The sequence below is a fragment of the Desulfoluna sp. CYM3A genome (genome assembly GCF_056829965.1).
Genome location: NZ_CP186556.1, coordinates 5,934,677 through 5,959,830, shown reverse-complemented (window position 1 = coordinate 5,959,830; position 25,154 = coordinate 5,934,677). Strand labels below are relative to the sequence as shown.

General features: G+C 60.6%; 30 protein-coding genes. 13 read left to right on the top strand and 17 right to left on the bottom strand.

Annotated features, from left to right (window positions below; all coding sequences use genetic code 11):
• Positions 1 to 185 precede the first annotated feature (185 nt).
• From ACOYW1_RS29975 to ACOYW1_RS29960, 4 genes are all read left to right on the top strand, one after another.
• The gene (locus tag ACOYW1_RS29975; protein WP_482420848.1) at positions 186 to 659 is read left to right on the top strand and encodes a beta/alpha barrel domain-containing protein; all 474 of its coding nucleotides are present in this window, start codon (positions 186 to 188) and stop codon (positions 657 to 659) included.
• Positions 544 to 1,404 carry an oxidoreductase gene (locus ACOYW1_RS29970; RefSeq protein WP_482420847.1) on the top strand — a complete coding sequence of 287 codons (861 nt, stop codon included), beginning with the start codon at positions 544 to 546 and terminating at the stop codon, positions 1,402 to 1,404. The genes ACOYW1_RS29975 and ACOYW1_RS29970 overlap by 116 nt, the downstream gene beginning before the upstream one ends.
• Positions 1,405 to 1,562: 158 nt before the next feature.
• Positions 1,563 to 2,870, top strand: coding sequence for a DUF945 family protein (locus ACOYW1_RS29965; RefSeq protein ID WP_482420846.1), 1,308 nt, complete (start codon positions 1,563 to 1,565; stop codon positions 2,868 to 2,870).
• Positions 2,871 to 2,933: 63 nt separating this feature from the next.
• Positions 2,934 to 3,656 carry an alpha/beta fold hydrolase gene (locus ACOYW1_RS29960; protein ID WP_482420845.1) on the top strand — a complete coding sequence of 241 codons (723 nt, stop codon included), beginning with the start codon at positions 2,934 to 2,936 and terminating at the stop codon, positions 3,654 to 3,656.
• A 268-nt stretch (positions 3,657 to 3,924) separates the two neighbouring features.
• Here ACOYW1_RS29960 and ACOYW1_RS29955 read toward each other — a convergent pair whose 3' ends face one another.
• Positions 3,925 to 5,862 (bottom strand): [Fe-Fe] hydrogenase large subunit C-terminal domain-containing protein, encoded by a 1,938-nt coding sequence (locus ACOYW1_RS29955; protein WP_482420844.1) that lies wholly within the window; start codon positions 5,860 to 5,862, stop codon positions 3,925 to 3,927.
• Positions 5,863 to 6,112: 250 nt separating this feature from the next.
• Between ACOYW1_RS29955 and ACOYW1_RS29950 the strand changes: the two genes are divergently transcribed.
• From ACOYW1_RS29950 to ACOYW1_RS29940, 3 genes are all read left to right on the top strand, one after another.
• The gene (locus ACOYW1_RS29950) at positions 6,113 to 7,792 is read left to right on the top strand and encodes a rhomboid family intramembrane serine protease (protein WP_482420843.1); all 1,680 of its coding nucleotides are present in this window, start codon (positions 6,113 to 6,115) and stop codon (positions 7,790 to 7,792) included.
• 108 nt (positions 7,793 to 7,900) lie between these two features.
• Entirely contained in the window at positions 7,901 to 8,449 is a 549-nt protein-coding gene (locus tag ACOYW1_RS29945; RefSeq protein ID WP_482414413.1) for a YceD family protein, read from the top strand.
• Positions 8,450 to 8,452: 3 nt separating this feature from the next.
• Positions 8,453 to 9,025, top strand: coding sequence for a hypothetical protein (locus tag ACOYW1_RS29940; RefSeq protein ID WP_482420842.1), 573 nt, complete (start codon positions 8,453 to 8,455; stop codon positions 9,023 to 9,025).
• A 58-nt stretch (positions 9,026 to 9,083) separates the two neighbouring features.
• On the opposite strand, the gene ACOYW1_RS29935 is transcribed toward ACOYW1_RS29940, so the two are convergent.
• The 4 genes from ACOYW1_RS29935 to ACOYW1_RS29920 all read right to left on the bottom strand — a co-directional run bounded on the left by ACOYW1_RS29935 (position 9,084) and on the right by ACOYW1_RS29920 (position 10,951).
• Entirely contained in the window at positions 9,084 to 9,983 is a 900-nt protein-coding gene (locus ACOYW1_RS29935) for a TIGR01777 family oxidoreductase (RefSeq protein WP_482420841.1), read from the bottom strand.
• Between the two features lie 165 nt (positions 9,984 to 10,148).
• The gene (locus ACOYW1_RS29930; RefSeq protein ID WP_482420840.1) at positions 10,149 to 10,340 is read right to left on the bottom strand and encodes a ferredoxin; all 192 of its coding nucleotides are present in this window, start codon (positions 10,338 to 10,340) and stop codon (positions 10,149 to 10,151) included.
• A gap of 184 nt (positions 10,341 to 10,524) precedes the next feature.
• Positions 10,525 to 10,725, bottom strand: a complete 201-nt coding sequence (locus ACOYW1_RS29925; protein WP_482414410.1) for a hypothetical protein — start codon at positions 10,723 to 10,725, stop codon at positions 10,525 to 10,527.
• Positions 10,718 to 10,951 carry a hypothetical protein gene (locus ACOYW1_RS29920; protein WP_180137499.1) on the bottom strand — a complete coding sequence of 78 codons (234 nt, stop codon included), beginning with the start codon at positions 10,949 to 10,951 and terminating at the stop codon, positions 10,718 to 10,720. Before ACOYW1_RS29920 ends, ACOYW1_RS29925 begins: the two co-directional genes overlap by 8 nt.
• Positions 10,952 to 11,483: 532 nt before the next feature.
• Here ACOYW1_RS29920 and ACOYW1_RS29915 point away from each other — a divergent pair.
• The gene (locus ACOYW1_RS29915; RefSeq protein WP_482420839.1) at positions 11,484 to 12,926 is read left to right on the top strand and encodes an aspartate aminotransferase family protein; all 1,443 of its coding nucleotides are present in this window, start codon (positions 11,484 to 11,486) and stop codon (positions 12,924 to 12,926) included.
• Between the two features lie 3 nt (positions 12,927 to 12,929).
• Complete coding sequence (locus ACOYW1_RS29910; RefSeq protein WP_482420838.1) at positions 12,930 to 14,138, top strand: aminotransferase class III-fold pyridoxal phosphate-dependent enzyme; 1,209 nt, start codon at positions 12,930 to 12,932, stop codon at positions 14,136 to 14,138.
• Between the two features lie 37 nt (positions 14,139 to 14,175).
• Here the strand turns inward: ACOYW1_RS29910 and ACOYW1_RS29905 are convergent, their stop codons facing one another.
• The 6 genes from ACOYW1_RS29905 to radA form a co-directional block, all read right to left on the bottom strand.
• Entirely contained in the window at positions 14,176 to 14,742 is a 567-nt protein-coding gene (locus tag ACOYW1_RS29905) for a prolipoprotein diacylglyceryl transferase (RefSeq protein WP_482420837.1), read from the bottom strand.
• Positions 14,676 to 14,951 (bottom strand): prolipoprotein diacylglyceryl transferase family protein, encoded by a 276-nt coding sequence (locus tag ACOYW1_RS29900; RefSeq protein WP_482420836.1) that lies wholly within the window; start codon positions 14,949 to 14,951, stop codon positions 14,676 to 14,678. The genes ACOYW1_RS29905 and ACOYW1_RS29900 overlap by 67 nt, the downstream gene beginning before the upstream one ends.
• 691 nt (positions 14,952 to 15,642) lie before the next feature.
• Positions 15,643 to 15,882, bottom strand: coding sequence for a YebG family protein (locus ACOYW1_RS29895; protein ID WP_482420835.1), 240 nt, complete (start codon positions 15,880 to 15,882; stop codon positions 15,643 to 15,645).
• Positions 15,883 to 16,107: 225 nt separating this feature from the next.
• Positions 16,108 to 16,842, bottom strand: a complete 735-nt coding sequence (locus ACOYW1_RS29890; RefSeq protein WP_180137504.1) for a YebC/PmpR family DNA-binding transcriptional regulator — start codon at positions 16,840 to 16,842, stop codon at positions 16,108 to 16,110.
• A 129-nt stretch (positions 16,843 to 16,971) separates the two neighbouring features.
• A complete protein-coding gene (locus ACOYW1_RS29885; protein WP_482420834.1) occupies positions 16,972 to 17,598 on the bottom strand; it encodes an RlmE family RNA methyltransferase in 627 nt (208 codons plus the stop codon).
• On the bottom strand, positions 17,598 to 18,866 hold the full coding sequence (gene radA / locus ACOYW1_RS29880; protein WP_482420833.1) for a DNA repair protein RadA: 1,269 nt from the start codon (positions 18,864 to 18,866) through the stop codon (positions 17,598 to 17,600). Before radA ends, ACOYW1_RS29885 begins: the two co-directional genes overlap by 1 nt.
• 171 nt (positions 18,867 to 19,037) lie before the next feature.
• On the opposite strand from radA, the gene ACOYW1_RS29875 reads away from it, so the two are divergent.
• Genes ACOYW1_RS29875 through ACOYW1_RS29860 form a run of 4 tightly spaced genes read left to right on the top strand, consistent with a single transcriptional unit; the run spans position 19,038 to position 20,972 of the window.
• Positions 19,038 to 19,601, top strand: a complete 564-nt coding sequence (locus ACOYW1_RS29875) for a histidinol-phosphatase HisJ family protein (RefSeq protein WP_482420832.1) — start codon at positions 19,038 to 19,040, stop codon at positions 19,599 to 19,601.
• Positions 19,571 to 19,852 carry a hypothetical protein gene (locus ACOYW1_RS29870; protein WP_482420831.1) on the top strand — a complete coding sequence of 94 codons (282 nt, stop codon included), beginning with the start codon at positions 19,571 to 19,573 and terminating at the stop codon, positions 19,850 to 19,852. Before ACOYW1_RS29875 ends, ACOYW1_RS29870 begins: the two co-directional genes overlap by 31 nt.
• On the top strand, positions 19,849 to 20,757 hold the full coding sequence (locus ACOYW1_RS29865) for a lytic murein transglycosylase (protein WP_482420830.1): 909 nt from the start codon (positions 19,849 to 19,851) through the stop codon (positions 20,755 to 20,757). Before ACOYW1_RS29870 ends, ACOYW1_RS29865 begins: the two co-directional genes overlap by 4 nt.
• On the top strand, positions 20,754 to 20,972 hold the full coding sequence (locus ACOYW1_RS29860; protein ID WP_482420829.1) for a PLDc N-terminal domain-containing protein: 219 nt from the start codon (positions 20,754 to 20,756) through the stop codon (positions 20,970 to 20,972). Before ACOYW1_RS29865 ends, ACOYW1_RS29860 begins: the two co-directional genes overlap by 4 nt.
• A gap of 223 nt (positions 20,973 to 21,195) precedes the next feature.
• Here ACOYW1_RS29860 and ACOYW1_RS29855 read toward each other — a convergent pair whose 3' ends face one another.
• The 6 genes from ACOYW1_RS29855 to ACOYW1_RS29830 form a co-directional block, all read right to left on the bottom strand.
• Positions 21,196 to 21,582 (bottom strand): hypothetical protein, encoded by a 387-nt coding sequence (locus ACOYW1_RS29855; RefSeq protein ID WP_482420828.1) that lies wholly within the window; start codon positions 21,580 to 21,582, stop codon positions 21,196 to 21,198.
• Complete coding sequence (locus tag ACOYW1_RS29850; RefSeq protein WP_482420827.1) at positions 21,533 to 22,147, bottom strand: hypothetical protein; 615 nt, start codon at positions 22,145 to 22,147, stop codon at positions 21,533 to 21,535. The genes ACOYW1_RS29855 and ACOYW1_RS29850 overlap by 50 nt, the downstream gene beginning before the upstream one ends.
• Positions 22,148 to 22,546: 399 nt before the next feature.
• Complete coding sequence (locus tag ACOYW1_RS29845; RefSeq protein ID WP_482420826.1) at positions 22,547 to 22,822, bottom strand: FmdB family zinc ribbon protein; 276 nt, start codon at positions 22,820 to 22,822, stop codon at positions 22,547 to 22,549.
• A gap of 429 nt (positions 22,823 to 23,251) precedes the next feature.
• On the bottom strand, positions 23,252 to 23,626 hold the full coding sequence (locus tag ACOYW1_RS29840; RefSeq protein WP_482420825.1) for a hypothetical protein: 375 nt from the start codon (positions 23,624 to 23,626) through the stop codon (positions 23,252 to 23,254).
• Positions 23,605 to 24,435: a DNA repair protein RecN gene (locus ACOYW1_RS29835; RefSeq protein WP_482420824.1), complete on the bottom strand. Its 831-nt coding sequence runs from the start codon at positions 24,433 to 24,435 to the stop codon at positions 23,605 to 23,607. The genes ACOYW1_RS29840 and ACOYW1_RS29835 overlap by 22 nt, the downstream gene beginning before the upstream one ends.
• A complete protein-coding gene (locus ACOYW1_RS29830) occupies positions 24,419 to 24,889 on the bottom strand; it encodes an AAA family ATPase (protein WP_482420823.1) in 471 nt (156 codons plus the stop codon). Before ACOYW1_RS29830 ends, ACOYW1_RS29835 begins: the two co-directional genes overlap by 17 nt.
• Positions 24,890 to 25,154 lie beyond the last annotated feature (265 nt).

The window sequence follows — 25,154 nt, the reverse complement described above, 5'->3', positions numbered from 1 at the left end:
TGAAGAAAAAATTCTCGCTTATTGTACCGTGCATTCAAAAAAAGCGAAAGCGCCGATATTCGCGGGTTCCTGAAGCCACACCAAGGGGAACCCCACCACCTCTCCCACTTGCATTCCACGATTTCGGGCTTACGTTTCGTCAGAACGCAATCCCCACCCATCCATTTTGAATCAAGGGAGACCCCATGAAGACGGAACCCAACCCCCTGGCCGCCCCCCTCACCCTCCCGTGCGGAGCTGTTCTGAAAAACCGCATCGTCAAATCCGCCATGAGCGAAATCATGGGAGACCGTGGCCACGGCCCCACACCGGAGCTTCATCGCCTCTACAGCCGATGGGCCCGGGGAGGCACCGGTCTTCTGGTCACCGGAAACGTCATGGTGGACAGGCGAGCCCTGGGGGAGCCCAACAATGTGGTAATTGAAGACGACCGCCACCTGGAAGCCCTGTCCCGATGGGCCGAGTGCGGCAAGGCAAACGGAGCCCACATCTGGGGTGCACGTATATCCGGGTCGCCAGTCCCCCTTTCTCTCCCCGGAACCTGTGGCGCCTTCGGCCATCCCCTACGCATCGGACCTCAAGCGGGCCTTCAACACCCCGCGGGCCCTCACCGACGCGGAGATCCTGGAGATCATTCACCGATTTGCCAAAGCCGCTGAGACCGTCAAGCGTGCCGGTTTTACCGGGGTCCAGATCCACGGAGCCCACGGCTACCTGGTCAGCCAGTTCCTCTCGCCCCTGTACAACCACCGCACCGACCGCTGGGGCGGAGACATCACCGGGCGCATGCGCTTTGTCCTGGAGACCTACCGGGCCATCCGGCGGGAGGTAGGCCCTGAGTTTCCCGTGGGCATCAAGATCAATTCATCGGATTTCAAGCAAAACGGATTCACCGAGGAGGAGGCCCTTGTGGTGATCCGCGCCCTGGACGCGGAGGGCATCGACCTGGTGGAGGTCTCCGGGGGAAACTACGAGGCACCGGCCATGATGGGCGGGAGAAAAAAAGAGGGAAGCCCCTACTTCCTTGAGTTTGCCGACCAGGCGGCCCGGACCGTCACAGCGCCCCTGGTCCTCACCGGCGGCTTTCGATCCGACGAGATGATGAAGACGGCCCTTTCCGAAACAGCCGTTGCCATGGTGGGCCTTGCCCGTCCCCTGGTGGTGGACCCCGAGCTACCGGGCAAGGTGCTTAACGGGAACACGGTCACCAGCACGGTCCGGCGCCTGACCACCGGCGTCAAGCTTTTGGACCGCATCACCATGCTGGAGATCACCTGGTACGAAAACCAGCTGCGCTACCTGGGCATGGGCCAGGAGCCCAGGCCCCATGAAAACGTCTACAAGACGGTCTGGAAGATCCTCTCGGGCATGGGCACCATGGCCTTCAAGAGGCGTCGGGCCTAATCGCACCGGGCACCGCCATTGTAGCGCATATTCAACCACTTTTACGCTTCCGTCGCCCTTTTTTATTTTACTCCCAATCAATTGCTGATATGTTGACCATCATTGTTTTTGCAGTTATTTCAATCCCGAAACCCTGACACATATCTCACGGAGATTTTATGAAAAAAGTACTCGGCGGCATTATCCTTCTTGTTCTCGTTCTTCTGATGGGCGCCCCATGGTACATCGGCAAACAGGTCGAAACCTTCTACACCCAGCTTACCGATGAGTCCCTGATGAATAACCCATCCATGGACATCAAGGACCTGGACTACCAGAGGGGCTGGTTCTCTTCTGTCATCACCGGGGACATCATCCTCAAGGCCATGGGGGAAGACCTGGCCCTTCCTGTAACGATCCGCTTCAAGAGCGAGGTCACCCACGGGCCCGTATTCTGGTCAGCTCTTTCTTCCGGTTCCCCCTTCGGCCTGGCCCTGGACCGTTCCTCCGCCTGGCTTGAGCCCGTTGCCGAGGAGGTGGATGAAAAGACCATGGCCAACGTCCGGGAGATCCCCTCCTTTGAGATGGAAAGCCACATCGGCTTCGACAAGACCATCTCCAGCGTCTACAGCATCGCAGCCTATGCCAAGGCCTTTGAGTCCGCCAGCAAACCCGCGACCATCGACTTTGCCGGACTCAACGGAAACGGCACGTACAACTGGGCCTCCAAGGACTTCGACTTTGAGGCGGAGATGCCCTCCTTTACCATCAAGGAAAATGAGACCGAAACCTTCATCGTGGACAAGATTCTCCTGTCCGCTGCCAAGGCGGGCGGCGACACCAACGCACGATACGACATCGACCGCATCGCCTTTACCAGTACGGAGTCCAACATCCGCTTCAACCTGGACAAGGCCTATGTGGCGGCCATGAGCAAGGAGGCCGAAGAGGTCTACAACTCCACCTTTGAAACCGGCTTCGACAACCTGACCAACAACGACCTGAGCTTTGCCCCGGCCAAGCTCGAAATCATGCTGGACAACCTGGACAAAGCATCCATGGACACCCTCCGGGAGACCATAAACGATGTCGCGGCCTCCGGCAGCATGAACTCCGATATGTACGGCATGATGATCATGGGCAAGCTGATGGAACTGCTTCCCGAGATCCTCAAACGTGATCCCAAGCTCACCCTGGCCACCCTGAGCCTGGGCACCGGAAAAGACGAAACCCTCACCGCCACCGGCTATGCTGAGATCATCGGGGAGCAGGCCGCCAACCTCCCCTCCATGACCATGCTCATCCAGGCCGTGGACGCCGAGTTCGAGGCCTCCCTTCCCAAGGCGTTCCTCAACACCTTTATGGACCTGGGCCAGCTCATGCAGCTCATGGACCAGGGGCTCCTCGTCTCCGACGAAAACTACTATCGCACCAAGGCCACCATCAAAGAGGGACACGTCACCATCAACGGAAACACCATTATGTAGCGTCCCCATAAAAAAAGCCCCCGGCTTCTCGCCGGGGGCTGTTCCCGCAAGGGAGATCCCGCCATGCCACAGACCATCGTCAACGGCATTTCCATGCACTACCAATCCCACGGGGACGGCCCTCCCCTCCTCCTGATCCACGGCCTGGGCTCCAGCCTCAGGGACTGGGAGTATCAGGTGGACCACTTTGCCCCCCGGTTCCGGGTCCTCACCGTGGACCTGCGGGGCCACGGCAAAAGCGACAAACCCAAAGGGCCCTACGCCATGTCCCTGTTTGCAAAGGACGTGGCGGCCTTCCTCAAAAAAATCGCCGGGGAACCGGCCCATGTGGTGGGGCTCTCCATGGGAGGGGCCGTGGCCTTTCACCTCGCCCTGGACCACGCCCACCTCGTCAAATCCATTGTCATCGCCAACATGAGCGGCATGGTGCCGGTGGACACCTTCACCCGAAAGCACCTCTACTACAGCCGCCTGATCCTCTCAGCCCTCATGGGCCCGGGGGCCGTGGGCAAATTCATCGCAAAGCACGTCTTCCCTGCCCCGGAGATGGCACCCCTTCGGCACACCATGGAGGCCAGATGGGCGGAGAACCCCCGAAGGCCTTACCTCGCAAGCCTCAGGGCCCTGAAAAACTGGAGCGTCATGGACCGGCTCCACCGCATCGCCTGCCCTGCCCTGCTCATCCACTCCGAGCACGACTACGCCCCCCTGGACCACAAAAAAGAGGTGGCCGCGCGCATGCAAAACGCCACCCTCGTGGTTAAGCCAGCACCCACCACGTGGTGAACGTGGAGGAGCCGGCCTCATTCAACGCCCTGGTCATGAATTTCCTCAAAAACCTGGAAGAGCGCCCCGCTGAGTAAAGGACGGGTTTACCAAACAGGTTTTAAAAACAGACTCAGTTCAATCTGAATCAATAGCGAATGTGATTTTCCCTGAGGAACGAAGGGGAAATCGCATTCGCAACCTGCTTTCGAGGTGGCACACCTCGCCGCCGGAGGCACGCTTTTTGAGCCGACTTTAACCATAGAAGGCATTTTTTCTGCGCGACCCTTTACCCTTCGGCAACACGGCTGAGGTTGGCGTGGATGTCCGCCACGGCCCCGGAGAGGTCCTGGAGGAGACCCGAAGCGTTGTGGGTGTTGGTGCTCTGCTGCTCCACGGCCGCGGCAATGGAGACCTGGTACTCTTCCAGGGTCGCCACATAGCCGCGCAGGGCGTCCATGGCCTGGTTGACGTTCTTGGAGGCGGAGACGATCTTTTCCGTGATCTCGCGGATGCGCACCACGGCCCCGGCCGTGGAGTCGGCCAGGCCCTTGACCTCGGTGGCCACCACGTCAAAGCCCTTGCCTGCGTCCCCGGCCCGTGCGGCCTCTATCTTGGCGTTTAAGGCCAGCAGGGAGAGGTTGTCCACGGTGTCGTTGATAAACTGAAGGACGTCGGGAATTTCCTGGCTGGCAGCCTGCAGGCCGCTGAAGGCCTCCCCGGAATCGTCCACGTTGCGCGACGCCTCTTCGGCAACGGACTTACTCTGCTGGACGTCCCGTGAAATCTCGGCGATGCTGGTGTTGAGCTCGTCAATGTTGCCGGAGATGCTCTGCATGTTGGTGGAAAGATCCCGGGTGGAGCGATCGATGGAGGCAATCTCTTCATCCTGCATGGCCCGGGCATTGATGCGGTCGATGAGCTTTTGGTTCTCATCCATGATAAAGTGGGCGCAGTGCTCCGGCTTGTTGATGCCGTTGAAGATGGCCAGGGCCATGCCTTCGCAGGAGTTGTAGCCGCAGGCCGAACAATTGTAGAGATCCGCTGCGGTGTGCTTGCCCATGCTCCCGTAGACAGCCTTGAGTTCGGCCTCGGAAGGGGTGCGGATGATGTTGTCCGCGCTTCGGTCGGTGTAGCTCCGGGTGTAGAGTCCGGGCTCCCAGTAAGCGTCCAGGAGCTTCTCCAGGCTCTTTCTCGTCCTCGCCTCGGCCCCGGGACCTGATTTCCGGTAGCCCTCCTGCATGGCCCGGCTGCGTTTTTCCACCTCGTGCTCCAGGCGGTCCGGGGACAGGTCCCGGGCCGGGGTCGCCGTGCCTCCGTTGCAGCCGTGGTCGCAGTTCAGGCAGTCCACCAGCTGGGGGGCCACCCCCTCTTTAACGCTCTGTTTCAAGGTCTTCAGGTACGGATAGACCACGGTGGGTCCTTCGATCTTCCGGGACCGGGTGTCGGCCCCGCCCTTCCAGCGCGCCACCGTCCGAAGAAGGCCACCGGGGCTGGAGAACAGCACGGCCCGCTCTGCGGGCGGGTTGGCAAACGCCACCTCAGGAAAATCCCCCAGGCGAATGCCTTCCCGCTGGAAAAAGTCGGAGAGCTCCTTCATGGTGACGTTGTAATCCCCCATGCCCACCTCTGCATACTCGCGCTTTTTGGCAAGGCAGGGAGAGATCACCACGATTTTATGGTGTGCCAGTTCCGGGTGAAACCGTTTGATCATCTTCATGGCATGGAGCATGGGGCTGTCTGCCGGGGCAAGGTGGGGAATCAGTTCGGGGGCGTAAAGCTCGATGAAGTTGACAATGGCCGGGCAGGGCTGGGCGATGACGCAGGAAGGGGAGTCGGCCTTCATGTGTTCCAGGTAGCTCTTGACGGTGAGTTCCGCCCCGAAGCTCACGTCAAACACCGCAGATACCCCTCGGGACCGGAGCCATCCATTGAGGTTGAGGGTTCGCCCCGGAAAGGCGCACGCCACGGCAGGGGCCACCACGGCCACCATCTTCTCCCGCCCCAGGTCACGTAAAAAGGCCGGGGTATCATCCAACACGGTGCGGGCGTCATGGGTGCAGACCCGCACACACTCTCCACACCCGATGCACATGGCGTGATTCACAACCACACCGTCCCCGGAGGCGTCATTACAAAACTTCACCGGACAGGCGGCGATACAGACATAACAGTTGACACATTTCTCCTGATCGATTGAAATCACTTCAGCAAGGGATGATCCCATATTTATATCGACTCCTTAATTCAGTTTTTCAAGACAGACCCCTCATATCAATTGACAAAAGCGAGCAGTATCGCCCAAACAGATCAACCGAGCCCCCCCGTGATCTTGGCCATCTATACCTTCATTAACGGCTGAATTTAAGCAGGCCTTAAGAAAAATAACGAAACGCGGTACCCGAGAAGGTTACCGCTGCCCCCCGTTTCTGTGATAAAAACAGCATTAAACCGTTCACCCAACCCACAGGAACGCCATGGAACCTCTGCTGACGCACCTGACACGACAAAGGGCCAGGGAAATCGAGCTGCTGTTGACCACCGAAGGAATCGCCCACCGCATCGATGCCGAGCACGGGCGCCTGACCCTTCTGGTGGCCCCGGAGGACGCCCTGCGCTGCGAGTCCCTCATCGCCACTTACGACGCGGAGAACCGTCCACGGCCGGAGCGGACATGGACCCTTGCCCCCTCCTGGTCCGGTTTCTTCGCCGCCGCCGTGATCCTGGCCGTCTTTCTTAAGACAGGCCCCCTGGACAGCCTCCAGGAGCCGGTGAAGCTCTATGCCGCCTACTCCTCGCGAATCCTTGCCGGTGAGTGGTACCGGACCTTAACCGCCCTGTTTCTCCATTCGGACTGGCCCCACCTGCTGGGCAACATGGCCGGGCTCATTATTTTTTCCACGGGTGTGTTCCAGATCTGCGGAGACGGGGTGGGCTGGTTTCTCCTGCTGGCGGCCTCGGCCCTGGCCAACGCGGTGAACGCCTTCTGGTTTGCCGGCATGGGGCACATCTCCTTCGGAGCCTCCACCCTGGTCTTTGCCTCGGCAGGCCTTCTGGCCTCGGGCGGCACCCTCAAGCGCCTCCTCTCCCATGCCCCGCCCTGGCGGGCCCTGATGCCCCTGGGAGCCGGACTGGCCATCCTTGCCTTCACCGGTGTGGGACCGGGCTCCGATATCTCCGGCCACCTGCTGGGGTTTGGCTTCGGCCTCGGGGCCGGGGTCCTTCCGGGCCTGATCCCAGAAAAACAGGGGCCCCTCTTGCAGGCGGCGGGCCTTGCCGTATGCACCTGCCTGCAGCCTCGCCTTCTTTTCCGGCCAAGGGGGTACCCTGTGAAAAAACGGATGTTCCCCCTTGTGGCCGTACTCCTCCTGCTCACCTCCTGCACCCTGCTCCAGGACCTCCAGGAGGCTGCCCCCTATCCCGAGGGCCCTGCAGCGCTGGGCCCAAAGTTCACCGTGGTTACCTGGAACGTGGCCAAGGGCAATGAGAGCTCCGGCCAGGAGGTCACCGAGGTGCTGGAAACCCTCAGCACAAACCTCACCTCCCCCATCATGGCCCTTCAGGAAGCCACCGGGGAGATGCTCGCCCTTTCGGGCCTGGGCGCCCACTTTGCCCGGAGCTTTCGCTGGTGGTGGAGCGATGCTGATTCAGGGGTGGCCCTCATGGCACCTGTAGCGCCCCTTTCCGCTCGTCCCATCGCGGTCAGGCCCCGTGAACTGGGGTTCATCACCCCCAAAATGGGGCTGGCGGCGGTCTACCCCATTGCAGGTGAAGACGGCACGCCCCACAGGCTCCTGATCATCACCCTCCACGGGCTTAACTTTGAGATATCCGCCCGGGGCCTCTCGGCCCAGATGGCAGCCGTCCGTGACGCGGTGGAGGCATTCAGGGGACCGGCCGTGGTGTGCGGGGACTTCAACACCTGGAGCAACCGTCGGCTCGCCGTGGTCACCGAGGCCCTCCCCGGCTTCACCGAGGCACCGGTTCACGGCGCTCGCACCGGCACCTCACGCCTGGTGGTCCTCGCCGGGGGCGACAGCAAGCTGGCCATCGACCGCATTTTTTACCGCGGCCTTCGCCTTGACGGCCCGGCCACGGCCGTGCACACCACCCTCTCCGACCATGTGCCCGTCCGGGCACGATTCACCCTGCCGTGACATTTACAACAAGGCGCCTTTCTGCTCTAATGAGCCATTGAACCGGTCGCTTGTTTGTCAGGCGGCCCTTCTCAACCATCAACACCCTTGCCACACATGGAGATCATCATGATCCTCAATATATCCGTTCTTTCAGAAAATTGGAGCGAGTTCTCCGCCAGCGAGCCCGCCACCCGTTTTTCCGTCCTCTCCGATCTGGAAAGCAAAGGCGAGGTTCGCTTCACGAGCCCCCTTGACATTGCCCTTTCAGCACGTACCCAAGGGGGCCAGGTGGAGGTCAAAGGGACCGTTTCCGTCACCGTGGAGCATCCCTGCGGGCGATGCCTCGAACCCTTCACCGAAGCCCTCACCGCCGATGTGGACCTGCGCTTTGTGGAAGAAGGGGTCCATGCATACGAGACCAAAGTGGCCGACGAGGTGGAGCTCACCGAAGAGGCCCTGACCCGGGAGACCTTCAGCGGAGATTCCATCGACCTCTCCGCCAACCTCCAGGACGAGGTGATCATGGCCCTTCCCCAGAACCCGATCTGCAACGCGACCTGCAAGGGCCTCTGCCGGGAGTGCGGGAAAAACCTCAACCAGGGAGCCTGTGACTGCGATGTGGCCACCGGGCACCCCGCCTTTGCCAAACTCAAAGTCCTGAAAGGGGGAAAGTAACCCATGGCGCAACTCCAGGGATTCTCCGACTACAAAAAAACGCACTACCACACCTCCAGCTTCGACGCCCTTGAGGCCGGCGGGGAGCCCACCCGGTTCCTCCTGCACGGCGGCGCGTCCCTCACCGGACCCGTCACCCGCCAGACCCCCTACGACATCTATGTCGCCGGGGATGAAGGGGAGACCCTGATCCCCAAGGTGGAAGTCAAGTGCCACTTTCCCGCCTCCTCCGAGGAGGCCCTCACCAAGCTCATCAAAGTCGACAAAAAAGTCAAAGCCATGGACCTGGGGCCCATTCACGCCCCTGCCCATCGCTACTTCATCAAGAACAAGACCCTTTACCCCCTCATCAAAGAGAGGCAGGTCATGTTCATCACCCTGCTGGAGGGGGAGATCATCAAAGGGCTTGTGGAGAATTTTTCCCGATATGATATCGAAATGCGGATGAAAGGCGGGGTGGCGATTACCGTGCTTCGCCACGCGGTCTATGATATGCGGGATAAAAAAGGGCGCTGCTACCTGAAGAGCTTTCAGAAGCAGGCAAGGGACTGGCAACGCAGCGAGCTGTTTGCCTGATAACGAGGGCATTCCCCATGGTGGGCAATGCCCCGGATACACTTGCCAGGCATGGGAATCACGCCAGGAGATCTTTCAAGGCCCCTTCCAGGGAAGGAAAGGCAAAGGAAAAACCCCAGGAAGATAGTTTTTCCGGGACCACGCGCTGGCTGGCGATAATCTCATCCCCCAGTTCACCCATGGCCATGCGCAGGGCAAAAAGCGGAACGGAAAAGGGAGCCGGACGCCCGAGGGCACCGGCCAGGGCCTTGGAAAAATCCCGGTTCCTCACCACATACGGGGCACAGAAGTTCACCGGGCCTTCGGCGCTCTCCTGCCCCATCAGAAAAAGAAGGGCCCCCACGAGATCGTCCATGTGGATCCATGGAAACCACTGATCCCCACCGGCCAAGGGCCCGCCCAGGCCCAGTTTGTACGGGGTGAGCATGGCATCCAGGGCACCGCCACCCAGGCCGAGGACCCCGCCGAACCGCATGATCACCACACGCCCGCCCTTTTTCGAAGCGGCCTGGGCTTCGGCTTCCCAGCGTCGGCTCACGTCGGCAAGGAACCCGTCACCGCCGGAGGCATCCTCGGCAAGCAGTGTGTCCCCCCTGTTTCCGTAGTACCCCACGGCAGAGGCGCTGAAGAGGGAGGTCTTCCCGTCGGAAGGCAGGGCCTTCACCACGTTTTCCGTGGTGAGCAGGCGACTGTTGACGATCTGCTCTTTTTTCTCTTTGTTCCAGCGGGTAAAGATGCTGCGGCCTGCAAGGTTAATCACCGCGTCGCTGCTCGCCACCGCCTCCTGCCAGGGTCCTTCCACGGTGGTGTCGCAGGCTATCGCGCGAAACATCTCCCCTTCGGGGATGGCTGACTTGCCGCTGCGCCCTGTCACCGTCACCTCGTGCCCTTCGTCCAAAAGGCGCCTTGCCACCGCCGTCCCTATAAAGCCGGTTCCCCCTGTGATCAGAACATGCATGCCGTCGCCTCCCATGGGTTTCGCCGGGGGAAAAGCCCCCCTTGAAAAACAATTCGCCGACAAATCGATCTCCGACCAAGAAAGGCCCCGGAAAGCAGCCGCCACCTTATCGGCAAGCGGCGCCCCCAGGGCCCGTGACTCGTGCCGCCATGGTTTGCGGCATCACTATTCCCAGGTGATACAATCGGCGGGGCAGGCGTCCATGGCTTCTTCAATCAACCCCACGTCCCCTCCCTCGGCCATGACCACCAGGGCCTTTCCTGCGTCATCGTCAAATTCAAACACGTCCGGCGCGATCTCAACACAGGCCTCACATCCCATGCACTCCTCTTCGTCGATTACAACACGCTTTCCCATACTCTCCTCCTGTTGATAGTGAACTGCTGCTGTTTTTTCGATACCGGGAACACGGACACAGCGCATAGGCACCAGGCACGGACGCCATGCGCCGGAAAGGGAGTTCCCCTTTCCGGTGTCCACTCACGAACGTCCGTTAGCGTATGCGGAATGCGCACTGCGTTCCCCGCGGGTTGTGATGCGCTTACGCCAGGGTGACACCCCACCCCACTCGAAAGCGTTTGCTGCATCTGGGACAAATCAGGATAATCTCAGCCCGTGGTGCCTTGAGGACAGAAAAAGAGACGTGAAATCCGTCTTCATACCCGCAGGCATCACAGCGACTGAACTCTTTTTCCACGTGGACGAATTCCGGGACATGGGCCCCGGTGTCTTGATCATTCATCAATCGGTACCGGGTTGCACACGTCTTTTTCACTGACGGCGCTTCTGCCGCAATCGTTGCAGAAGAACTTGAACTCCAGTATCTGGGGCTTGCATACGTGCTTTTCGTTGGCCACCTGCTTGCCGCAGTGCTCGCAGGCATAAATCTTCCCCACCTCCGTAGGATCACAGAGGTGTCCTTTCTCCATGGTCACCTTACCGCAGGTTTTGCATTCGTAGGCTGTCATGATCGCTCCTTTCCCTTACTCCGCTGAGTCGGGGATATAGAAACATGGGGTCACGGGGCCTTTTGCCCCTTGCCCGGGGCCTGAACCCCTGTGGGCGGGAACACGGGGACGGCGCAAATCGCAAGAGATGGCCGCACACACCGCGCTGGAGGAAAAAACACCGAGCCACGCCATCTGAAAAACTGAGGCGGGCCCGTCAAAATGCAGAATCAACTCCGGGGGATAACGCGATTTAAGCCTGTCTAAATCTGCACGAATCCCATACACTTGTCAACACCATGTTGCCCCTGATTCCCGGGGAATCGCCCCGGTTCCAGAACGCCTCTGCCAGCACGGCTTTTCAGAAAAATCCACAGGTTAGAAACGATTCCCTTGACTATCAGGACAAAACTAGCAAATAGTAGATTGGGAGTGGAAACGGTCCTTTCACCCGTCCATGCACAACGTCCCTCCCTTCCCCCCGGCCCACCCTGGCCTGTTTGGAACACCCCGATACCTGACGTTTACCCATCGCGATTCAGCTGGAGGTGCCATGCAGAAACCGTTGACGAGTCCCGCCCCGCAGTCACCCGATACCCCGGAACGCGCCCCCTTGAAACCCGAAGAAAAACGGGCCGTGGTCAAGCGATTTTCAACACATCTCAACAAGGGCCAGTTGCGTTACCTCAGGGCCGGTCACCTGGATATCCTGGAACGCCACCGCAGCGACCTGGGCTTTACGGATCCGGAAACCGGACGCGTCATGGTGGACTGCTTTACCTCGGCCGGCTGCTTCAACGTCGGACGCAGCAACCCGGCCGTCCAACGTGCCATTGAGGAGGCCCTGACCACCTGCGACATGGGAAGCGGCCACCTTCTCTCCGAGGAGATCCGCCTGGCAAGAAACCTGACGGCCCGGGCTCCTGCCGGGCTCACCCACCTCTTCTTTGCCGCAGGGGGCGGCGAGGCCGTGGACTGCGCCCTGAAGCTGGCCCTGGGGGCTTCGGGTAAAACCGGGATCATCGCTACCCAAAAGGCCTACCACGGCCACACGGGCCTGGCCCTTTCCGTCAACGGCAAAGACCACTACAGACGCCACTTTGAGCCCCTCATGCCGGGGGTTCGCTTTGCCCCCTTCAACGACCTCGGGGCGGTGCGGGACATGGCCGGGCCCGATACAGCCGCCGTCATCATCGAGCCGGTCCAGGGCGAAGCGGGCATCCATGTGGCAACCCAGGCCTATATTCAAGGCCTCAGGGAGCTGTGTGACGAGCTGGAGATTTTCCTTATTTTTGATGAAGTGCAGACGGGCTTCGGCCGCACCGGGGCCCTCTTTGCCGCGGAACACTACGGGGTCTCCCCCGATATCCTGGCCACAGCCAAATCCATGGGCGGGGGCCTGTTCCCCAACGGCGCCGTGCTCTACGCCATGAACGACAAGGTGACCCGGTTCCTGGAAGCCTGGCCCGCCTTTCACCTCTCCTACAGCGGAGGCAGCGACATCGGCTGCCGGGTCTCCCTGGCTGTGCTGGACGAAATCGAACGCCTGGATCTCTGCCGCAACGCACGGGAACGGGGAGACGAGTTCCGCCGAGCCCTGGAGGAGATCCGTGGGGAAAACCCCGGCATCATCCGGGAGGTGCGGGGCATCGGCCTCATGGTGGGCATCGAGTACCTCCACGAGTTCATGGGGCCCATGATGTCCAATGCCCTGGCCGAAGGGGGGATCTTTGCCGCCTACTCGGGAAACGCGCCACAGGTTATGCGCTTCATGCTGCCCCTGACCGTGAGCCGGGAAGAGATCGAGCAGGTGGTGGAGGTGATCCGCCGGGCCATCCGTACCATGAAAACCCTGCTCCCCGTGGCCCTGCCCGCCGCCAAGATCCCCGGGATCCTTCCCCTTCTCAACAGCGAAAAAATCCAGACCGTCACCTTCAACTGGCTGCGCACCTTAGAGACCGCCGCCCACCTCATGACCCGAAAGCGCAGGAGGTAACCCATGGACCATGCATTCGAAGAGCCACTGCCCTTCAATCCCGGCACCCTGAAGCGAATGAAGCGTCTTGGACACGACTTCCTTGAAAGCGCCCCCGACGGCAGCTGGATTGAGGATTCGGAAGGGACACGCCTCCTGGACGCCACATCAGCCGGTGGTATCTGCAACCTGGGCAGGCGGCCCCCGGCCCTTACCGAGGCGCTTAAAAAGGCCGCCTTTGCAACGGACCAGGGCAACTTCCCCCTCATCTCATCGGAAAAGGCGGACCTTGCAGAAGCCCTTGCGGGCTTTGCGCCGGAAGGCCTCTCGCGGGTGATGTTCAGCGTGGTGCGCGGCGAATCCATGGATTTTTCCTGCAAGCTGGCCAGGGGAGCCACCCGGCGCACGGAGCTCATCTCCCTGTCGGGATCCTGGTTCGGCCACACCGGCTTTGCCATGGCCCTGTCCGACCGCCGGGACAAGCACCTCTACGGCAGCCTGATCCCGGAAACCCGCACCATCCCCTGGGGAGACCCGGCCCGGGCCGAAGAGGCCGTCACAGAAAAGACCGCCGCCCTTGTCCTGGAACCCGTTCAGGCGGAAAACCGGGGGCGCACCGCAACCAGGGAGTACCTCTCGGCCCTCCGGGCCATCACCCGCAACAAAGGCGCCCTGCTCATCTTGGACGAGACCCAGTCCGGCTTCGGAAGGTGCGGACACCGGTTCGCCTGCCTGGAGCTGGGGGTGACCCCGGACATCCTCATCACCGGGGAAGCCCTGGGCGCAGGAATTTTTCCCATCTGCGCTACCCTCTTCACCCCGAAACTCCACCGCTTCCTCAACGCCCATCCATTGATTCACCTCTCCACCTTCGGAGGATCAGACGTGGGGTGCTGCGTGGCCCTTGCCGCCCTGAGGGAATACGAACGCCTCGCTCCCTGGGAAAACGCCCAGGCCATGGGAGACAGACTGAAAGAGGGCCTTACCCGGCTCCTGGCGAAGTTCCCGGACCTCCTCACCTCGGTGGACGGTATGGGCCTGCTCCTGGCCCTCACCTTTGCCTCCCAGCGAAAAGCCGTTGCCTTCTGCCGTATGGCAACGGGCAACGGGCTCTTTACGGTTCCCCCGGGGCCGTGGCCTGTGAAAGCGTGGTCCTGCGCCCTTCCCTTCTTCTCACAAAGGAGGAGGGAGACATTCTGCTGCATGCTGTGGAAATGTCACTTCAGGAATTGAAAGAGGCCTCCTCGGCGGAGGCCCCTGGGGGATGATATCAGGCGGAAGGTTTTGAGGCGGATAGCCTGCGAAGGCCGAGCACCAGGAGGACAAGGCCCGCAAGGACCATGGGAATGCTCAGCATCTGGCCCATGCTGAGGAAAAACCCTTCGACCCAGGGGGCCTGGCAGCGGGGTTCCAGCAGAATCCGGCTGGAAAAAATCACCACAAGGAACACACCCGACAAGATGCCGCGCCCCCGGCTCGCCCCGGCCCTGTCGCAGGTAAACAGAAGCAAAAAGGTTACAAAGCAGACCAGGGATTCGTAAAGCTGGGACGGATGCCGTGGAAGCGTGTCCACCCGGGCAAACACTATGGCCCAGGGCACCTCTGAGTAAAGCCCCACGATCTCGGAGTTAAAAAAATTTCCCAGGCGCACCAGGGCCCCGCCAAAGGCCGCAGGCACCGCCAGCACATCCAGGAGGAAAAAAAAAGGTGCCCCCTCCCGACGGGTAAAAAGCCACAACGAGAGAAGAAACCCACGAGCCCCCTGACGGGCTAACTCCAGACCATGAGGATCTCCAGAGGGTGGGCAAAAAAGAACCCCGGCTCGTAAAAAAAGCAATGGGCAAGGCGGGCCCCGGCAAGGGTCCCTACCATGAGGTATAAGAGCAGGGCATCGGTGTTGACAGCCACCCCGGCCCGGGCCGTTCGACGCTCCGTATAAAAAAATCCGAAAAGAAAGGCAGAGGCAAAAAAAAGGCCGTACCAGCGAACCGCCAACGGTCCGATGGACAAGAGCTCAGGGGAGATGTTCCAGACCATATGGTCCATGGGATTCGTTCCTTTCCGTTCAGTGAAGCAATGCTGAAAACTGCCTTATAGGGTTAAAGTAACTGGCAAAAAGCGTGCCTCCGGCGGCGAGGTGAGCCACCTCGAAAGCATATAGCCCTTGCGCTTTGTCCCTCGTTCCTCGGGCCAAAGCGCAAGGGCCTTCGGCTCGGGCTTCGCCCGACATAAACGCCGATGGTTTACGCGGGTTGGTTCACAAGCTTCGAGGTAACAGGAGGTGTTGTTGTTGCTTGTCCATTGTGAATCTAACCGCACGAACGTCTATGGTGAAAGTGAGTGAAAAAAGCAGGCCTCCGGCGGCCAGGGAATTTTTGGCCTAAGTGGCTTCGCCACCCTCGCCGCCGAGCTATTCCGGTTAAAGTCAAGCGAATCACAAACGTTCTGTATCGTGTTTTTAGAAGAATGAAATGGGCCTCTTCTGCAAAGACGGTTGCCAAATGTCACACATCACGCGAATGCCCCGATAACGCGGGCAGAATGGTTGCCTTCATGCATTCGCCATAGGGTTTCAAGGTGCTCCACCTTGCCGCCGGAGCATGCGTTCCAGCAGATAGTTGACCGTCGGAGGCAGAACTGTTTCCAAAAAGCAAAAAAGCCGGCCCCGAACACTGTCGGGAAGACCGGCCTTTTTCGGTAAAGGCCCAAGGCAGGTCCTTTACGGAAGAGCGTGCTGTTACGCTTTTTTCTTCGGGGTTCGGGGCGTCTTGGGTGCCGCCGTTTTCCTGGTAGGTTTCGGCGGTGCCTCGGCCTCGGGTTCCGCGGCTTTGGGACGGGGAGAGGCGCCCTTGAGAATGGCCGCAACCTGGTCCCTGTGTTCTGCAAGGTACATGGAGAGGCTCTCCAGGGTCTCGTCCGAGAGTTCCACGCCGGATGCACCGATGAAACCATTCAAGTTCTCGGCGATATCGAGCATGCGGGCATTCACCTCTTTTGGTGGTAAACGTCATCTTTTTTCGACCCCATCGCGAACCACAACATATTTTACGATGACTGCCATCTGTCTCCTCCGAAGGTCGGTTCGGGTCATGGCGGCGGGCTCAGCTGCCCGCCGTCGTCCACCCGCCGTCGGCACAGGTGCCGGAAAAAGGAGTCACAGGGTCCGAGGCCTTAGGCCGACCCCGTCCCCTTGTCCGGGGCCTTATGCCAGGTCGTCGGGAATGTCTGCGTTGGTGTGGACGTTCTGAACGTCGTCGCAATCGTCCAGCATGTCCATCATGCGGACCATCTTCTCGGCGTCCTTGCCTTCCAGGTCGCTCATGTTCTGGGGGATCATGGTCACTTCGGACATGACGGTGGGGATGGAGGCAGCGTCGATGGCTTCCTTCACCTCGTTGTAGTCCTCGGGGGCGGTGATCACCTCGAAGTTCTCGCCTTCGTCCTTGACGTCCTCGGCGCCCGCTTCGATGGCGGTCTCCATGAGGGCCTCTTCATCCACGGCGTCCTTGGCAACCACGATGAGCCCTTTTTTGTCGAACATCCAGGATACGCAGCCGTTGGCGCCGATGTTGCCGCCGCACTTGGTGAAGATGTGGCGGATCTCGGCGATGGCGCGGTTCTTGTTGTCGGTGAGGGACTCCACGATCACAGCAGCGCCGCCGGGACCGTAGCCTTCGTAAACGATCTCTTCGTAGTTTACCCCTTCAAGTTCACCGGTGCCACGCTTGATGGCACGCTCCAGGGTGTCCTTGGGCATGTTTTCGGAACGTGCCGCTGCAACGGCAGAGCGCAGGCGCGGGTTGGCGGAAGGATCGCCTCCGCCCATGCGTGCCGCCACGGTCACTTCCTTGATCAGCTTGGTAAAGATCTTGCCGCGCTTGGCGTCTTCGCGACCCTTCTTGTGCTTGATGTTGGCCCATTTACTGTGTCCAGCCATAAATCCTCCTATTGGTCATGCCTACTGCCAGGCCATCGTCACGCGTGTGCCTGATTCGCCATAAAGGCGGTGTGCATTCAATAATGTTTCGATATCGCTCTATGTCAAAAGGGCATGCAGACGCCCTGGTCACTCTTTCCTGCCGATGCCGATGACGTAAATCTCTTTGCTCTGCTTGCGGCAGCTCTCGGGCTTAAAGATCTTCACCTGCCGGAAGTGCCCCTTGACGTGGGTCACGTAGGCGTCAAAGTCACCACCCTGAAAGATCTTGCAGACAAAGTGCCCCCCTGGGGTAAGCCGCTCAAGGGCCACGGAGAGGGCCATCTCGCAAAGCTCCAGGGAACGGGCCGCGTCCACGTCCTTCATGCCGGTGGTGGCCGGGGCCATGTCGCTGATCACCGCAGAAAAGCCGGAGGAGAAAGCCTCTTCCAGCTCCGGGGTCAACGCCAGGATGTCCCCCACAAGGGCCTCGGCATGGGTAGGCAGCTTAACGGTCACCGGCTTCAGGTCGATGCCCGTCACGTGCCCGCTGCCGCCGGTGAGCTCCGCAGCGTAGAGGAGCCAGGAACCCGGCGAGCATCCGAGATCCAGCACCTTAGCACCTTTTTTTATCAGAGTAAACTTGCGTTGTATTTCCTGAAGTTTATAGACACTTCGAGCCGGGTACTTCTCGTCCCTGGCCTTGCGGGTGTAATGATCTTCCCACTGTCCCTTCTTCTTGGGAGGCCTTGAAATTTTTGCTTTTTTTACTGCCATTAAAATAATATCTCCATGGCCTGGGCCACGTGGCGAACGCCGCTGACCTTGAGGCCGTCAATCTTTTTCAGGCGCTTGGCGCCCGATTCCGGCACGATGAAGTGTGTGAACCCCATTTTCCGTATTTCGGCGGCGCGTCCCTCCAGCTGGCTGATGCCCCGCACCTCGCCGGTGAGCCCCACCTCCCCCAGAACAACGGCCCCTTCAGGAAGGGGGCGGTCCAGAAAGCTGGAGGCTGCGGCAGCCAGGATGGCCAGGTCCACGGCAGGCTCGGTGACACGCACCCCGCCGGCCACGTTCATGAAGATGTCCAGCCCGGCCAGGTTCATGCCGATCTTCTTTTCCATCACCGCCACCAGAAGGGCCACACGGTTGCTGTCCAGACCCAGCACGGTGCGCCTGGGGGTTCCCAGGCCCGACCGGCTCACCAGGCCCTGGACTTCTACGAGGATGGGCCGGGTGCCCTCCATGCTGGCCGTCACCACGGATCCCGGCGCACTCTCCGGCCGCTCGGCAAGGAACAGGGCCGAGGGGTTGGGCACCTGGGCCAGGCCCCCGCCCCGCATCTCAAAGACGCCGATCTCGTTGGTGGAGCCGAAACGGTTCTTCACGGCCCTCAGGACCCTGAAGATGTGGTTGGTGTCCCCTTCAAAGTAGAGGACCGTGTCCACCATGTGCTCCATGACGCGCGGGCCTGCGATGGCTCCGTCCTTGGTCACGTGGCCCACGAGGAAGATGGGGATCCCGCTCTTTTTGGCCGCCACCATGAGCTTCATGGTGGTCTCCCGCACCTGGCCCACACTGCCCGGGGCCGATGCCAGTTCGGCATTGTACATGGTCTGCACCGAGTCGATGACCACCGCCGCGGGTTTCTGGCTCTCCAAAAGGGCAAGGACGGCGTCCACGTGGATCTCGGTGACCACCATCAGGGAACCTGACGAGACACCCAGGCGCTGGCTCCGCAAATGGATCTGGCCCTTGGACTCCTCCCCGGAGACGTAAAGGACCCGGCGGCCGTCCCGGGCCAGGCCGTCTAACGCCTGGAGCATGAGGGTGGACTTGCCGATGCCGGGGTCCCCTCCGATGAGCACCAGAGAGCCCGCCACAATGCCGCCCCCCAGCACCCGGTCGAACTCGGGAATGCCGGAAGGCATGCGGGGTTCTTCCTGGGTCTCGATGGCCAGGATGCTCTCGGGTTCCAGGGCGGCCACGCGCTTGGCAGACGGTGAGGCCTGGAAGCGATCCCCTTCGGTGACCACTTCCTCCACCAGGGTATCCCTAGCAGTTCCAAGGTGCCATCCGACTTGGGGGTCTGATACCCGCACGACTGGCAGCTGTAGAGGCTTTTTCTTCTCTTTTTCACGGTGTCAATTCATCCCGGCTTCTGGTAAGATGGCTGGCCTGTAAAGGCCGTGGAATAATTATAGTTGGTAAAGGCAATGATTGACTACCACATCCATACATTGTTGTGCAACCACGCCGTCGGCGGCATCCGAAGCTACGTAGACGCCGCGGTCCGCGCCGGTTTGACCGAAATCTGCTTTCTTGAGCACTTCACCCTGGACCGCACCGACGCCGCCGGCGCTTCCATGGCCCCCGGAGAGGTCCCCTTCTATGTCTACGCCGTCCGGGAGATGAAAGAGGCGTACAAAGACCGCATCACCATCCGCACCGGCCTGGAGGTGGACTTCTGCCCCGAGGCTGTGCCGGCCCTCACCGAGATCATCGACCGTTTTGAATTCGACCTCATCGGCTGCTCCATCCACTTTGTGGACGGCATCAACATCCACCAAACGCCTCGGCCATTCCCGACAAAGACTTCGACGCCCTGTGCAGACGCTATGTGGAAAGGGTCCGCCAGATGGTGGAGACGCCCTTCTTCGACGTGGTCTGCCACCTGGACGTCATCAAAAAAAGCGGTCGCCCCCTGCCCGCCGATGTGGAAAAGGGCCTTGCAGAGGTCATCGACATCATGGCCCAACAGAACCTTGCCCTGGAGGTGAACACCGGCGGCCTGGCCCATCCTGCAAAGGATTATTATCCTTCCGAGGCCCTCATTGCCCGGGCCGTAGCACAGGAAGTTCCCCTGACCACGGGGTCCGATGCCCACAAGGCCCAGGCCGTGGGTGCGGGAATTCCCGCTGCCATGGACACCCTCCGAAACCTGGGCGTTACCCACCTGGCCCGGTTTGACCGCCGACAACGTATTCTCGTCCCCATGGACACTCAACCGACCCCACAGGAGTCCCAATGACCCGTCGCCTGCTTGTCACGTTTTTCCTGGCCCTGATGCTCCTGGGGCTTGTGCCGCCCTCCGGCCATGCCGCCACCAAGAGCCCCGACCCGTTTAAATCGGTACGAGCAAGACTGGTCAAAGACGGATTCCCCGAAGAGAAGGTGGACATCTATTTTCAGGAAGGCCTGCGCCTCTTTGCCGTTAAAGGGGTCTCCGGCTACTTCATGCACAACGAAGGCAAGCTCAACTACGGCCGCTTCCTCACCAAAAGCTCCCTTGCCACGGGCCGGGCCTACCTGAAGCGTCACGCCGCATCCCTGGATGCGGCCGAAGCAGCCTACGGCGTGGACAAGGAGATCATCACCGCCGTCCTCATGGTGGAAACCGCCCTGGGCAATTACATCGGCAACCAGCGGGTCTTCAAGATCCTGGCCACCCTGGCCTCCCTGTCGGACAACACCGCCAAGGCACACCTCTGGCGGGAAGTCCCCCCCAATCGGCGCATCAGCCGCAAGCGCTTTGAGAAAAAGACAAAGGACAAGGCCCAGTGGGCCTACCGCGAACTCAAAGCCCTCCTGACCTACAGCGACCAGGTGGGCAAAGACCCAAGGAAGTTCATCGGCTCCTATGCCGGGGCCATGGGCATTCCCCTCGTACCCAGCACGGCATCCTCCAGCTTGGTGTGGACGGAGACGGACAAGGACGGCATCATGAGCCTCTACACCCACGAGGACGCCATCGCAAGTGTGGCCAACTACCTGCGCCACTTCGGCTGGAAACCCGGCATCGAACGCAAAAAAGCCATCAAAGTGCTCATGCGGTACAACCACAGCATCTATTACGCAAACACGCTCCACGACATCATGGATGCCCTGAAAAACCAACCCCCGACGCAACCAATCCGCCGAGGAAACACCCCATGAACGGACTGACCAGCTCCACCCTCGGCACCTGGGTCGTCATCGGCTTCGTCTTCTTCACCCTCACCATGCTCGCCTTTGTGGATGTTGCCAGAAAAGACTTCGGCACCACCGGCAAAAAAGCCCTCTGGGCCATCGTCGCCCTCATCCCCTTTGTGGGATGGCTCCTCTACCTCGTCCTGGGAATGCGAAAGGGCACCGTGACCAAAGCGGAGTAACAAAAAACAGCCTCCGGCGGCGAGGGTGGCGAAGCCACCATTGCGAAAACACCTCGAAAGCTGATTTGCCCTTGCATCCTCGTTCCTCGGGCCAAAGCGCAAGGGCCTTCGGCTCGGGCTACGCCCGTCAAGCGAATGTGATCGGCCTGAGGAACGAAGGCCGGGAGCATTCGCGTCCCTGCAGTGCTAAGGGGATTTATCCCCTGCCCGCCGGAGGCTTTACCTATAGGCGTTGAAGCAAGTAGAAACAGACATGGCCCATGCGTTTGAGGGCGGTAAGTTCATTGAGGGTTGTGCGCCGGTCGTAATCTAGGGGCGAGAGGTAAAGGGGGGCGTCCAGGGTGCGTCGGGAGGCCACAAACCGTGCCAGGGATGCGTGATGGGATTCGGGCAGGCCTGAGCCGGTGATCATGTTAAGGGAAACCGACACCCCGCTGAACTGTCTGTTGACCTCGTCGGCCCGTGCCACGGCCTCGGAGACCAGGGACAGGGGAGTGGGCCGTCCCAGGTAATTCAGGGTGGTCTCATCCAGGGACTCGATCCCGGTATTGATACGCACGTCAAAGGGCAAACGGTCCAGGGCCTGCCACTGGGCATCGGTCACCTTCACAAGGGCATCGGGACTTCCGAAGAGAAAGAGGCCCGGTGCATCCGCCAGCTTGGCCCTCTTGCAAAAAAGGGCTCGCAGGCTTCTGCGGCCCGGATGGCGTCTGCCCCTGCGGCAAGGGCATCATGCTCTCCCAAGAACACCCCACCCATGTCAGCCAGGTCGCCTTTGAAATAATCAGCGAGCCCTCGACCCCTTCCACCACATGTTCGCCTGTTTCCACGGAAAACCCATGCCGGGACTTCACCCCGCAGAACCGGCAATGGTAGAGACAGCCTTTGGCCAGGCGCAGGGGCAGGATATCGTAGTCCACATGACGGCAGTCCGGTGGCAGAACCGTCACAGGCCCGTGGGTCAGGCTGTGGAAGTGGTTTGCCAGGGCAGACAGGGCCTTTCGGGAGTTTTTCCGGGCCACGCGGCTCAGGAGTTCAGCCACTTCTGGTGGCGCCCCGCTGGCAGCGTCACCCGCCCAGGCTGTCAGCTCGTCCAGTGCATGCAGGGCTGTGTTCAGTGTCCCCTGGGGGTAGGCCTTCTCACCGATCACCCCGTTGCTGGAATAGGGAAACACCGGGATGTAGTGCTCGCCGATGGCCGAAAACGCCCCGTTGTACCCACCGCCGAATCGTCAACCCCGACCACCCCCGCCGTGCGTTTGAACCAGTCCCCGTCGTTGGGCCGGGTTCCCCGGACGTCCCTCTTGGAGGGACTACGGATCACTCCTTGGGGGCTGAACTGAAACAGGTAGGCGGGTGTCCGGATCTCATGGTACAGGCCGTACCTCACCGCCCAACTCGCCTTGAGGTACCTCACCGCCCCCACAAGCCCTATCCGCACCGTGATCCCGTCCCGTGATACAGCTTCCCCCTTACCCAGCCGTTGCCCTATCCCCCACTCACCATTCACTACTTCTGTTTAAACAAAACACCATAAGCCGTGCCGGCGTCTGGGGCGTTTCAAAATCGTGCACTTAAACGGAAAGTCCTGCGTTACTCCTGGCCTCCCAGGGTGTCAGTGATCTCCAGGAACCGCTGGAGCACTGCTGCCGTTTCTGGATGCCGGACTGGTTTGCCGGGTTGCCGCCGGAGGCAGCCGCCCCCATTTTGAAATTGGTGGTGCTGATGACCCGCTCAAAGCTCTGGGAGCCGCACTTGGGGCACTTCAACTCCTCTTCGTCGTTGCTGCCCATAACGAGCAGTTCAAAGAACTCTTCACACTTGCTGCACTTAAATTCGTAAATGGGCATAGATTCCCCGCCTTTGCATCGTCTCACCGCAGCTTCGCCGCGGAGTATATCCAAAAAACATCCCGCGCCATGCGGGATCAAATCCTTCGTCAGTTCCGTACATTATGGGTACTTTTTAAGTGTTGTCAAGGTCGGTGCAGGGTTAACGCATTCAGATTTTTGCCTCCGGGCGGCCCTGCCGGGGGCCGAACTTTTTGAAAAGTTTGACAAACAGGTTTGTTTTTGAGGATGCGTCCCTACAAGGCATGGCCCCTCTTCTTTTTTTATTACCGGAACGTTTTTGCGGAGCTTTTTTCAAAAAGCGACCCGCCGGAGGCAACTTCTGAAGGTTTAAATGCCGGTCCCCCAAGACCGGTGCCTGCTTTTTAGGCCTTAGCCCTTACCCGGCTGTTTCCAGCATCTCGCGGGCATGCTCCAGGGTAGCGCGGGTCACTTCGACCCCGCCGAGCATGCGGGCCATCTCGCTTCCTGCTCGGAGAGGGGGGTGATGGAGGTGCAGGTGCGCCCGGCCACCACCTGCTTTTCGATGCGGTAGTGATGGGTACCGAACTTGGCGGTAGAGGGGCGGCGGGTGATGCAGAGCACCTGGTGGTGGCCTGCGATCTCCTTGATCTTCATGCCCACCACCTCGGCCACGCCGCCGCCGATGCCGGAGTCCACCTCGTCAAAGACCACGGTGCCCACGGCGTCCCCTTCGGCCAGGATGGTTTTCACGGCCAGGACCACGCGGGAGAGCTCGCCGCCCGAGGCGATCTTGGCAACTGCGTCCACGTTGGGGGCGATCATGAAGACCGCGCGATCCATGCCGGTCTCTCCCATGCGGACCCCTTCGGGGCCTTCGGCGGTGCCGCCGGACTCCGCGCCCGGGGGGCAACGGCCACATGGAACCTGGCCCGGGGCATCTCCAGGTTTTTCAGCTCTTTTTCCACCAGAGAAGAGAGTTTGCCCGCGGCCTTTTGCCGTTTTTCCGAGAGGGTGAGGCACAGGGCATGGAGGGTTTCACGGGCCTCGCTGATGGCCGCCTCCAGGCCCTCCATCTCCACCTCCAGGTTTTCCAGGGCCGCCAGCTCGGTTTCAATGGCCTGACGGCGATCGATGAGTTCCGAGAGATCGGCGGAAGCGCCCACATACTTGCGCTTGAGTTTGTTGAGGAAGTCGAGGCGCTCTTCGGCGGCATCCAGGGCCCGTTCGTCCACGGTGATGCCGTCGCGGTACTGCTGGAGGTTGCGGGAGAGGTCTTCCACCCGGTAGCAGAGCTCTTCGGCTTCGGACAGAAGGGGCGCCATGCCGCTGTCGGCTCCGGCCCCTTTCTCCAGCTCTTTTTTCAGCTGGGTAACCTGCTCGTAGACCGCGCCCTCGGCGGTATACAGGGTGGCCACCCCGTCGCCTGCCGTGCGCAACAGGGACTCGGCGTTTCTCAGGCGCACCCGTTCGGATTCGAGGAAAGTGTCCTCCCCCGGCTCCAGGGCTGCGGCGTCCAGCTCTTCCTTTTGAAAACGCAGGAGCTCTTCCTGCTCTTGCTGGCGCTGCTTCAGGGCCTCTTTTTTGCGGAGGGTTTCAAGGAGGGGGGCCAGGGCGTGGTAGGCCTTAGCCACCTTATCGCGCAGGGGCATGAGCCCTGCAAAACGGTCGGAAGAGGAGGTGGAGTTCCTCCTTTAAAAGGGCCTGGTGTGCGTGTTGACCGGAGATGCTGGCAAGGTTTTCCGTAAGTTCGGCCAGGAGCTGCATGGTGGCAAGGCGACCGTTGATATAAACCCGGTGACGGTCTGTTGCCGAGATCACCCGGCGCACGAGGAGCCCTTCGGCAGGGTCGTGCCCCATGGCGGTGAGCCTTTCGGCGGTGTCGCTCCCTTGCGGAACGGCAAAGTGCCCCTCCACCTCGGCTGCGGCCTCTCCGGTGCGTACAAGGGACGCGGAGGCCCGGCCTCCGAGAAGAAGGTTCAAGGCGTTGATGATGATCGACTTGCCCGCACCGGTTTCCCCGCTGAGAACGGTCAGTCCCTCGTCGAACGAGATGGATAGATCATCGATGATCGCGAAATGTCGAATGGAAAGTTCTGTGAGCATGGGCGATGCCTTCCCCCCCGGAATTGACGTGATGTCCACAATACACAGCAGCCCGCCCAAGGCATGGGGCGCCGGTATGTTATGTCACAGCATCCCGTCTTTGTAAAGCAGGCCCGGGGTGGACAACACAGGGAGGCCCATGAAAAAAGGTGGGACCAGCAGCAACGATAACCTCTTGAAACACCGGGTCTTCAGTTCATGAAGCCCTTGAGAAAGGCCCACAGCTTGCCGCACTCCAGCTCCAGATCCGCCAGCTTTGACTCCA